Source organism: Paenibacillus sp. 01L418, assembly GCF_056400045.1.
Window position 1 is genome coordinate 1 of record NZ_JBFTSN010000237.1, and the last position, 10,118, is coordinate 10,118.

Below are 10,118 nucleotides of genomic sequence, written 5' to 3' on the forward strand. Positions count from 1 at the left end.
GTATTCACCCTTCCTACATAAAGGAAATGCAAGAATCTAGTTATGGCCAGAAGACTTCCAATGCAGTTGAAGAGATTGCACCTGCACAAGAGATTGAAGCTGATAAAAATGACGTTCTGCTAGAAACATCACAAAATAATGATGCAGCAGTGATTTCGGAGACGATACCAGCGCCTGATTCAGTAGAAGAAGTACATAAAGAACCTAAAACAGCAGCAGCTCCAAAGGAAAAAACAAAAAAAGAAAAGGCGCCAAAACTGCAGCTTCCTGAAGATAAGATCAAGATGGTCGCAACAGTAAAAGAATTTACGACTGTACCTAACAATTTTTCTGACACAGATGACGAGGTTGTTATTTACAACGCAGTAGCCATTCAAGATCCTGCTATGGAGATCGGCGATGCTTGGTCCAGCCATAGTGCTACCCTCAAAAAGCTTGAGCTGGAAATCGGCGATATCCTTCATTTTGAAGGAAAAATAGTCGCTAAAAAGCTTACTAAGCACCCTGTTCCTTACAAAATCAATAACCCTGCGAAAATTCAAAAAGAAAAATCAGAATAAACCCATTCATAGTTGAGGTATACCTTGAGCTTTGCTTCTAACCTACAGGAGTAAAGCATTTTTCTGATCGAACTTTATAACTTTAAACTATAAAGAAGATAGGAATAATATATTTTACTTATATACAATCTTTGTGTGAGAATAGGGTTACCAATAGTTAGGGGATGATATTATGCCTTCCGGCCAATTTTGGAAAACCGAATTATATGACAACAAACTGGGTTTTGTATCTGAGTACGGGAAGGAAGTTGTTGAATTATTAAGTCCTGCCCCAGGCGAGAAAATATTAGATGTAGGGTGTGGCACCGGAGATTTGGCCTATGAAATATCGAAAACTGGAGCAACAGTTGTAGGCATGGATTTTTCTGCGGAAATGATTGAAAAAGCACGAGTGAAATATCCAACCATTCTTTTTTTCACTGGAAATGGTGAACAGTTTCAGTTAGATGAATCATTTGATGCTGTATTCTCTAATGCGGCATTGCATTGGATGAAAAATGCGAAACAAGTGGTTGAAAATGTGTGGAATGTGCTAAACAGCGGCGGCAGATTTGTTGCTGAGTTTGGCGGCAAAGGAAATGTTAATCGAATAGTAAAAGCAACAACAGCTGTGCTTGATGAGGATTATGCTATTGATGCAGAAAAGTTAAATCCTTGGTTCTTTCCGAGCATTTCAGAATATAGCGCTCTACTTGAACAACAAGGCTTTCGAGTAACTTATGCCGTTCTTTTTGATCGGCCTACGAAGATGGAAGACGGTGAAGAAGGACTAAATCACTGGTTATCTGGTTTCGCAAATCATTTTTTCGCTAATGTATCGGAAGAAGATAAAAAGTTGCTATACGCTAAAATAGCCGCAAGAGTAAGAAATGATTTATTCCATGATGGTACATGGTATGTGGATTATGTGCGGATTAGAGTAAAAGCTATTAAGCCATAACTTTAAAGCCCCTATAAATAGAGAAAAAGACTGCTGCTTAACCTTGTACGGTTTTAAGCAGCAGTCTTCTCTATTAAGAAGCAATCAGATGATAGGATGTTTAACGAATACGATAGCTGAGATCGTTCCAACGAAGCTCGTTGCGAACACTGCGTACCGTTGAATGCTTATCGATTACTACGGTTTCAATGCCAACTTGATCCGCCCAGTCTACAAGCTGCTCAGTCGTTACGACATATGAGAATACGGTGTGATGAGCGCCGCCAGCGTAAATCCAGCTCTCTGCTGCATCTCGAAGCGATGGTTCTGGTTTCCACAACACACGAGCTACTGGAAGCTTCGGCATTTCATGAGTAGGCTTCACTGCATCCACTTGGTTAATGATCAAGCGGAAACGATTGCCTAGATCGATGAGTGAAGCATTAAGCGCAGCACCAGAGCGTCCATCGAATACAATCCGTGCTGGATCCGCTTTGCCGCCGATGCCAAGCGGATGAACTTCGATTTTTGGACGGCTATCCGCGATTGTAGGACATACCTCAAGCATATGTGATCCAAGTACGAGCTCGTTGCCTTCTTCTAGATGATAAGTATAGTCCTCCATAAATGAAGTACCTTTGTTATTGGCAATCAGCTTCATCATGCGAGTAAGTGCAGATGTTTTCCAGTCGCCCTCGCCGCCAAAGCCGTATCCTTGCTCCATCAAGCRCTGAACTGCAAGACCTGGAAGCTGCTTCATGCCATGCAAATCTTCAAATGACGTAGTAAATGCGGAGAAACCGCCCTCTTGTAAAAATGCTTTTAGGCCAAGCTCAATACGAGCCTGCTCGCCAATGGAAGCCCATGAAGCTGCATTGCCGCGTGTCTYGGACGAAATATCGTACTGCTCGTTGTATTCCTCAAGCAGCTGTTTTACTTCTGAATCTGAAACCTCATTCATACGAGCAACAAGATCACCAATGCCATAACCATTAATCGACCAGCCGAATTTGATTTGCGCTTCAACTTTGTCGCCTTCCGTAACCGAAACTTGACGCATATTGTCTCCGAAGCGAGCAACCTTAAGATGACGGCCTTCATTAACTGCAATTGCCGTTCCCATCCAGCTGGCAATGCGGGAACGAGTAACGCCATCCTCCCAGTGACCCGTAACGACTTTGCGCTCAAGGCCTAGTCGGGCGAAAATATGGCCGTATTCTCGGTCGCCATGTGCGGATTGATTCGTATTCATAAAGTCCATATCAATCGTTTCCCAAGGAATATCACGGTTGAATTGAGTATGAAGGTGTAGTAATGGCTTACGCAGCTCAGACAACCCATGAATCCACATTTTTGCCGGTGAGAAGGTATGCATCCAAGTGATGATGCCTGCACAGTTCACATCCGCTTTCGCTTCTAAGCAAAGCTTGTAAATTTCTTCTGGAGTTGTTACTACAGGTTTAAATACAATTTCGGATGAAATAACAGAATCATCATTCAACGCCGCAGCAATAATACGTGAATGCTGTGCAACCTCTTCTAATGTTTCTGGTCCGTACAAGTGCTGGCTGCCGGTAACAAACCAAAATTGATAGGGCTTAACTTGTAACATGGAATGGTTCCTCCTTAAGTTTTGCGAATGCAAAACAGCTTCGTAAGCATCCGCTTTAAGTTTTGCGAATGCAAAACAGCTACGTAAGCATCCGCTTCAAGTTTTGCGAATGCAAAACAGCTATGTAAGCATTCACCGAGTATTAAACGTATTTTTAGAGATAACGCCTCTTCTCAACTTGTACGGACATTAGCGCTAGTTATCACTGGTATGACGATGCACTTGTACATACAACTTGACTCACGTTTATCATACTCCGAACCATAAATGTTTTCAATATGCAGCCCCTATAAAATTTCTAAAGAAAATCAAATTTGTTCCAGTCGGTATGTATAGCCGCAAAACGAACAACGAAATAATACGCTTTTATCGCCTACTTTAATAGTAAGCCTCTCGTCGTCCTCGATTTCAATATACTCTCTGCCCTGCTCGTCCCGATCTCCCGTAGCAAACATTACTGTTTTATTCCCGCACTCGCACTCAAAACTCATCATGATATTGTTGCTCCTCTATTATTGTAGATTTACTAAATTATGCTCTTTTTTACACTGATTTTTGCTCTGTCAGCAACAGCATTTACTTATTTGCTGTAATAAACAGCCATTTTCATAACTTACGAATAAATACCAGCCTCTAAATGCGTCGGTTTCATTGCTTCATTGTGTTAGCTTCGATATAATTATCGTTGACATTATTATATTACAAAAACAAGGTCAAGGAAGGGTTACGAATAACATGTACATAGCAGATAAATGGGTAGACTACGAGGTTATAGATACAGGAGACKGAGATAAGCTCGAACGTTGGGGCAATTATACACTCCGCCGTCCAGATCCACAAATTATTTGGCCGATCACAAATGAAACAGGTCTTTGGAAAAAAGCCGATGGCCATTACCATAGAAGCAATTCCGGTGGCGGTCAATGGTCGATGAGCGAATCATTGCCTGAGCGCTGGACCATTTCTTATGGCGAACTAAACTTCCATATCAAGCCGACAAACTTCAAGCATACAGGATTATTTCCTGAGCAAGCCGTTAACTGGAGCTGGATGATGGACAAAATCCGTAATGCAGGACGTCCTATTCGTGTCTTGAATCTCTTTGCCTATTCGGGCGGTGCCACTGTTGCAGCCGCAGCAGCAGGCGCTGAGGTATGCCACGTTGACGCAGCTAAGGGTATGGTCCAATGGGCAAAAGATAACGCCCAGCTGTCTGGACTTGAGTCCGCTCCAATTCGCTATATTACGGATGACGTGTTCAAATTCGTTCAACGCGAACAACGCCGCGGCAAGCAGTATGATGCGATTATTATGGATCCACCTTCTTATGGACGTGGCACGAATGGTGAAACATGGAAGCTCGAAGAAAATTTGTTTCCATTCTTACAATCCTGTACATCGATTTTGTCTGACAATCCATTGTTCCTACTCATCAACTCCTATACAACTGGATTATCGCAATCTGTTCTGCACAACCTGCTGCATATGACAATGAATGCCAAGTATGGCGGCGAGATCAACTGTGGAGAAATCGGATTGCCGATTACGAAATCCGGCCTTAATTTGCCGTGCGGAATACTGGGACGTTGGGAGTCTAAGTAATGACGATCAAGGTTCTGTTCGAGGACAATCATGTAATAGCTGTCGTTAAGCCGCCTGGCGTCCTCTCACAAGAGGATGACACTGGCGATGCTGATATGCTTACCCTGCTTAAACAGGATATAAAGGAACGATACAACAAGCCGGGAAACGTCTTTCTCGGCCTCGTTCACCGACTTGACCGTATGGTTGGCGGTGTTATGATTTTTGCCAAAACCTCAAAAGCTGCGTCCAGATTATCCGAATCGGTTCGCAGTAGACATTTTGGCAAAACTTATGTTTGTGTTGTACAAGGTACGCCAAAACAACCTCAAGCGCGTTTAACTCATTATATTGTTAAGAACAGCAAACAAAATCAAGTAACCGTCTATAACAAACCCACGAATGAGGCTAAAGAAGCGATTTTGGATTACGAGGTAGCAGCTGTATCTGGCCGTTATTCATTGATAGCGGTGAAGCTGCATACCGGAAGGCCTCATCAAATCCGTGCACAGCTTGCTCATATCGGCTGTCCGCTCGTAGGAGACCTGAAATACGGCGCGAAACCAACAAGCGGCATATCCGAAATTGCGTTATGGTCAACCTCGGTTTCAGCCCCTCATCCTATAACAAAGGAATGGATGAGTTTTCGTTCCGTTCCAACCAGCTCTGATGTTTGGAATTGGTGGACTAGTTCGCAGCTTGAAGACGCCTCCAGTATGCTGAGCAATACGTAACAAGGAAGGACGAAATACTAATGCGCCGTAAAAGGCACCGAAAAACAAATTCTATACTATTATTACTAAGTTTACTTGGCTTACTGGTTATATTTTTAATGCCCTCCATTTACGAGAGGGCTTCTGCACCTGCCAGCTCGCTTCCTACAGCTTCAATTGACCCCACTCCTACTGAGCAAGCAGTCGTAACCCCTTCACCATCTCCTGAACCGACAGCACCACCAGAGCCTGTTTTTGCCGATGCCGTATGGATGGCCGTAGGCGACATCATGATGCATACGCCCCAGCTGCCCGGAGCTTTTGACAAGAAGACGAATCGATATAACTTCAAGCCGTTTTTTGCAGAGGTTAAACCGATTTTGAAGCAAGGAGATTGGGTTATTGCCAACCTAGAAACACCAACTGCTGGTGTTGAATATGGTTATACAGGATATCCAACGTTTAATGCGCCAACCGAACTTGTAGAAGCGATCAAGGATGCTGGATTTAACTTAATAACAAATGCCAACAATCATTCACTTGATAAAGGCGAGTCAGGTGTGCTTCGCACTCTTGAGAATTTAAAGAAGCTTGGTCTTCCAAGCAAGGGAACAGCCGCATCGCAAGAAGAAGCAGACCAAGCTGTCCTATCCGAGAAAAATGGCATCGTTATGGGATTGTTAGCTTACACCTATGGTACAAATGGCATTCCAATTCCAGAAGGCAAACCTTACCTCGTTTCGCTTATTGATGAAGAGAAAATTAAAGCAGACATCATTCGGCTGCGTGAAGCAGGTGCTGACTTTATTACCGTTTCTCTGCATTTCGGAACTGAATATCAGATTATACCGAACGAAGAACAAAAACGTCTCGCACGTTCGCTTGTCGCTGCGGGAGCTGATATTATTGCCGGTTCGCATCCCCATGTTGTCCAGCCATATGAAGTGCTCGAAACAACCGATGAGAATGGTCATGTAAAAAAGGGACTTATTATTTATTCTATGGGAAATTTTATTTCTAATCAGCGGGGCGAATCGAAGGATTACGGAGTTATTTTTAAAGTTAATGTTCGTAAAAATATGACAGAAGGCACAGTTACTATTACTGATGTTGAATCCATTCCGACATGGGTGCATCGCTACAAGCCTGATCGTTCCTTTCGATATCGCATCTTGCCAATCGAAGAAACATTAGCTGCTTCAAATGATACCTTGCTAACGCAAGCCGACTACGAGGTGCTCCAAAAAAATTACGATATGCTGCGCAATCGGCTCGATTCTATGAAATAAGCGTTGAATGGCGAAATCAGATTACGGATTTGCTACTTTACCCAACAAGTAAACCAGCAGTTGCTGGTTATGAGAGGAAATGCGGTCCAGCGATTGTTCGATCATTTGAGTCCGAATCGTTGTACCGCGCTCCGCCTCAGCTTTGCCCTTCTCCGAAACAGATACCCACACAATTCTTCGATCATGATCATCTCTAGTACGTTCAATGAGCTCATTTCTTTCCATTCGATCCAACAGTGTTGTAATTGCAGCAGGCGTAGTCGCTAAATATTGGAGCAGATCAGATGGCTTCATCGGTTGGTGCTGAAGCATCAGCTCTAATACATTCAGCTGCCCTTCTGTCAAAGGAGCAAGCGATTGTTCCAAGTTGTTTTTCCATTCACGCGAAAGCTTCGTCCATAATCGAGTAAATTCTCCAGACACCATACTCCCACACTCGCTCTCTGTCAATTTCCATCTATTTGCTATTTATTATAGCAGTCTTTATTGTCGAATAAAAGATTAACCCAATTAATAATTTGCGCTATTAATCGATATATTGTTGAACATTATGACAGCGTTAGACATACAATAAGGCGAAAGCCCAGCGCTATGTCTATTCATGCTTAAACAGTAAGGAGCGTGCACCCAGTGGAAGAAAGAAAAGCTGTAATCATTCAAAAAATTAAAAATTATGGCATTATAAAAGACCCACAATGGCTGGACCGCCCGGATGAGCTGGTACCATTGTGGGTCATGCTTGAAGCTATTTTGGAAGTCATTGAACGGTTTGATCCGCCTAATCGACCTTTTGATTAGTGTCTGTTATGGAACGTGCAAGCGTGCTCGTAATAACGTCGGTTTTCTCTACTGGGAATATGAGCTTGCCTATCGATTTGCGATCTTCAATTGGTGCTTTCTCCGATGCAGCAGAAAGCTTCGCTCCTGATGAGGTAATCGCTACGATCTCTTTGGCTGCCTTGCAATAATAAGCCCCAATCAGTGACGAACCGTTTGGACGCACTCGTTTGCCTTCTTTAAATTCGAACGTTTGAACACCCTTGCCGCCTCTGCCCTGAATTGGATAATCCAGCAGCAAAGTACGTTTGGCGTAACCGATATCGGTAATGACGAGTAATTCGCCTTCATCCTCAGCAACCCATTCCGCGGTGACAAGCTCGTCTCCATCCTTAAGCTGAATACCTCTTACGCCTGTTGCAACTCTACCCATCGAATTAACTTCGGATTCTGTAAACCGAATACTCATTCCCTGCTTAGTAATAAGCATGATTTGCTTCGAACCATCACTCAAAACAACCCGAATGACTTCGTCGCCCTCTGAAACTTTGCAGGCTGCAACCGCAGTGGATCTTGTAGTTGCGTATTCCTTAAGCTCCGTACGCTTGACTTGGCCACGTTTCGTTACGAAAACAAGTGATGCTGTAGATGCCAAAATATCTTTAATTGGAATGACGCTTACGATCGAATCATCCTTCGGAATAGGTACAACATTCACTATCGCTGTTCCGGTATCCTTCCATTTGAATTCTGGAATTTGATGGACCGGCAGCAAATAATATTGACCTTTGCGTGTAAAGAGCAGCAAATTGTCAATCGTATTGACTTCAAGCAACTCTCGTACGAAGTCACCTTCCTTGACGCCTGCGTTTTGCAGCTCGCCTCCCGATCTCGTAAACGAGAGCATGCTTGTCCGTTTTACATAACCATCCTGGCTTAATGTAACTAGAACATCCTCTGGTGTAACAAGAACTTCGAGGTTAACTTTCAGCTCTTCGATTTCACCGCGCAGAACAGAACGGCGATCAATGCCATATTTGGTTTGAATCTCAAGCAGTTCATCCCTAATAACACCAATCAGCTTCTTCTCGCTAGCCAAGATCGATTTCAAGTAAGCAATCTTCTTCATCGCTTCCTTAAGCTCTTTCTCAAGTGTCGTAATTTCCAAGTTCGTTAAGCGATAAAGCTGCAAAGTAAGGATGGCATCTGCTTGACGAGCGGAGAAATCGAACTTCGCAACCAAGTTGTCTTGTGCATCCCCGCGATTTTTGGATGCTTTGATCGTCGCTATAACTTCGTCTAATATGTTGAGCGCTTTGACAAGTCCTTCTACAACATGAGCGCGATCTTCCGCCTTCTCAAGATCATATTTCGTGCGGAAAGTTACTACTTCCTTCTGATGATCGATATACGCCGATAATATTTGTTTAAGACCAAGCTGCATCGGTGTTTTGTTCACGATTGCGACCATATTGAAGCTATAAGCTACCTGCAGATCCGTTTTCTTGAACAAATAAGCCAATATACCTTGTGCATCGGCATCCTTCTTAAACTCAATGACGATGCGCAGACCATTGCGTCCGCTCTCATCACGCACCTCCGCAATGCCTTCGACCTTTTTCTCTAGCCGAATGTTTTCCATTGCGGTAACCAACCGTGATTTAACGACCTGATATGGAATTTCAGTAATGACAAGCTGCTGCTTACCTCCGCGCATATCCTCGATAGCCGTCTTAGCACGAATGTATATGCGGCCTTTACCTGTAGCATAAGCGTCTCGAATGCCTTCTTCGCCCATAATAATGCCGCCAGTAGGGAAATCCGGACCTTTCACATAGGTCATAAGTTCTTCTTGCGTCAGCTCTGGGCTTCCCATAAGGGCGATACACGCATCAATAACCTCACGCAGGTTATGAGGCGGGATTTCCGTGGCAAAGCCGGCAGAGATGCCGCTGGTCCCGTTTACGAGCAAGTTGGGGTACCGCGACGGCAGCACAACCGGCTCCTTCGTTGTATTATCGAAATTATCCTTGAATTGTACCGTTCTTTTCTCTATGTCACGAAGCAGCTCCATCGCAATTGGCGATAGACGCGCTTCCGTATAACGCATAGCTGCTGCTGGATCATCATCCTGAGAACCCCAGTTTCCGTGTCCATCAACGAGCGGATGTCCCATTTTCCAAGGCTGTGCCATCCGAACCATACCCTCATAAATGGATGAGTCACCATGCGGATGGTAATTACCCATAACGTCACCGACTGTTTTAGCCGATTTGCGGTATTGCTTGTCCGGTGTGTTTCCTGAATCATACATCGCATATAGAATACGACGCTGCACGGGCTTCAAACCATCGCGAACGTCAGGAATGGCACGGTCCTGAATTATATACTTTGAATAGCGTCCGAAGCGGTCGCCTACCACTTCCTCCAAAAACGCCGGTAAAAACTGTTCCAGCATACTCATGCAGAAATCCCCCTATTCCTCATATTCCATAAAATCGACATTCTCAACAATCCAACGTTTACGCGGATCTACCTTATCTCCCATAAGCGTCGATACTCTGCGTTCTGCTTTGGCTGCATCCTCGATTTGTACCTGAAGAAGCGTTCTTTTCTCTGGATCCATCGTCGTTTCCCACAATTGGTCAGGATTCATCTCACCAAGCC

The 10,118-nt window shown here is 43.9% G+C and carries 12 protein-coding genes; 6 read left to right on the forward strand and 6 right to left on the reverse strand.

Annotated features, from left to right (window positions below; translation table 11 throughout):
• Together AC1DSE_RS22750 and AC1DSE_RS22755 are read left to right on the forward strand one after the other, a co-directional pair.
• Window positions 1–560 (forward strand): hypothetical protein (locus AC1DSE_RS22750; RefSeq protein ID WP_477528230.1); only part of this gene is annotated, 560 nt, incomplete at its 5' end.
• 172 nt (window positions 561–732) lie between these two features.
• Window positions 733–1,500: a methyltransferase domain-containing protein gene (locus AC1DSE_RS22755; protein ID WP_477509605.1), complete on the forward strand. Its 768-nt coding sequence runs from the start codon at window positions 733–735 to the stop codon at window positions 1,498–1,500.
• Window positions 1,501–1,600: 100 nt separating this feature from the next.
• Here AC1DSE_RS22755 and araA read toward each other — a convergent pair whose 3' ends face one another.
• Both araA and AC1DSE_RS22765 read right to left on the reverse strand, forming a co-directional pair.
• Window positions 1,601–3,091: an L-arabinose isomerase gene (gene araA, locus AC1DSE_RS22760; protein WP_477528231.1), complete on the reverse strand. Its 1,491-nt coding sequence runs from the start codon at window positions 3,089–3,091 to the stop codon at window positions 1,601–1,603.
• Window positions 3,092–3,399: 308 nt separating this feature from the next.
• Window positions 3,400–3,585: a hypothetical protein gene (locus tag AC1DSE_RS22765; RefSeq protein ID WP_076265743.1), complete on the reverse strand. Its 186-nt coding sequence runs from the start codon at window positions 3,583–3,585 to the stop codon at window positions 3,400–3,402.
• A 241-nt stretch (window positions 3,586–3,826) separates the two neighbouring features.
• On the opposite strand from AC1DSE_RS22765, the gene AC1DSE_RS22770 reads away from it, so the two are divergent.
• Both AC1DSE_RS22770 and AC1DSE_RS22775 read left to right on the forward strand, forming a co-directional pair.
• The gene (locus tag AC1DSE_RS22770) at window positions 3,827–4,693 is read left to right on the forward strand and encodes a class I SAM-dependent methyltransferase (RefSeq protein ID WP_477528232.1); all 867 of its coding nucleotides are present in this window, start codon (window positions 3,827–3,829) and stop codon (window positions 4,691–4,693) included.
• A complete protein-coding gene (locus AC1DSE_RS22775) occupies window positions 4,693–5,406 on the forward strand; it encodes an RluA family pseudouridine synthase (protein ID WP_477509607.1) in 714 nt (237 codons plus the stop codon). The genes AC1DSE_RS22770 and AC1DSE_RS22775 overlap by 1 nt, the downstream gene beginning before the upstream one ends.
• Before the next feature lie 109 nt (window positions 5,407–5,515).
• Here AC1DSE_RS22775 and AC1DSE_RS22780 read toward each other — a convergent pair whose 3' ends face one another.
• Window positions 5,516–5,677, reverse strand: coding sequence for a hypothetical protein (locus AC1DSE_RS22780; RefSeq protein ID WP_256710754.1), 162 nt, complete (start codon window positions 5,675–5,677; stop codon window positions 5,516–5,518).
• Between AC1DSE_RS22780 and AC1DSE_RS22785 the strand changes: the two genes are divergently transcribed.
• Entirely contained in the window at window positions 5,676–6,674 is a 999-nt protein-coding gene (locus tag AC1DSE_RS22785; RefSeq protein WP_477509608.1) for a CapA family protein, read from the forward strand. The genes AC1DSE_RS22780 and AC1DSE_RS22785 overlap by 2 nt on opposite strands.
• Window positions 6,675–6,695: 21 nt before the next feature.
• Here AC1DSE_RS22785 and AC1DSE_RS22790 read toward each other — a convergent pair whose 3' ends face one another.
• Window positions 6,696–7,100 (reverse strand): MarR family winged helix-turn-helix transcriptional regulator, encoded by a 405-nt coding sequence (locus tag AC1DSE_RS22790; protein ID WP_477509609.1) that lies wholly within the window; start codon window positions 7,098–7,100, stop codon window positions 6,696–6,698.
• 204 nt (window positions 7,101–7,304) lie between these two features.
• Between AC1DSE_RS22790 and AC1DSE_RS22795 the strand changes: the two genes are divergently transcribed.
• Window positions 7,305–7,472 (forward strand): hypothetical protein, encoded by a 168-nt coding sequence (locus AC1DSE_RS22795; RefSeq protein ID WP_179089723.1) that lies wholly within the window; start codon window positions 7,305–7,307, stop codon window positions 7,470–7,472.
• Here the strand turns inward: AC1DSE_RS22795 and gyrA are convergent.
• Both gyrA and AC1DSE_RS22805 read right to left on the reverse strand, forming a co-directional pair.
• Entirely contained in the window at window positions 7,453–9,915 is a 2,463-nt protein-coding gene (gyrA, locus tag AC1DSE_RS22800) for a DNA gyrase subunit A (protein WP_477509610.1), read from the reverse strand. The two genes, AC1DSE_RS22795 and gyrA, sit on opposite strands and share 20 nt — an antisense overlap.
• 12 nt (window positions 9,916–9,927) lie before the next feature.
• Window positions 9,928–10,118, reverse strand: a 191-nt coding sequence (locus AC1DSE_RS22805) for a hypothetical protein (protein ID WP_477528233.1), incomplete at its 5' end; no start/stop codon positions are given.

Excerpts from the sequence above, each read along its gene's own strand:
- AC1DSE_RS22755 (WP_477509605.1), top strand. The coding sequence starts at position 733 with ATGCCTTCCGGCCAATTTTGGAAAACCGAATTATATGACAACAAACTG.
- AC1DSE_RS22765 (WP_076265743.1), bottom strand. The coding sequence starts at position 3,585 with ATGATGAGTTTTGAGTGCGAGTGCGGGAATAAAACAGTAATGTTTGCT.
- AC1DSE_RS22775 (WP_477509607.1), top strand. The coding sequence starts at position 4,693 with ATGACGATCAAGGTTCTGTTCGAGGACAATCATGTAATAGCTGTCGTT.
- AC1DSE_RS22785 (WP_477509608.1), top strand. The coding sequence starts at position 5,676 with ATGATGCATACGCCCCAGCTGCCCGGAGCTTTTGACAAGAAGACGAAT.
- AC1DSE_RS22780 (WP_256710754.1), bottom strand. The coding sequence starts at position 5,677 with ATGATGTCGCCTACGGCCATCCATACGGCATCGGCAAAAACAGGCTCT.
- AC1DSE_RS22790 (WP_477509609.1), bottom strand. The coding sequence starts at position 7,100 with ATGGTGTCTGGAGAATTTACTCGATTATGGACGAAGCTTTCGCGTGAA.
- gyrA (WP_477509610.1), bottom strand. The coding sequence starts at position 9,915 with ATGAGTATGCTGGAACAGTTTTTACCGGCGTTTTTGGAGGAAGTGGTA.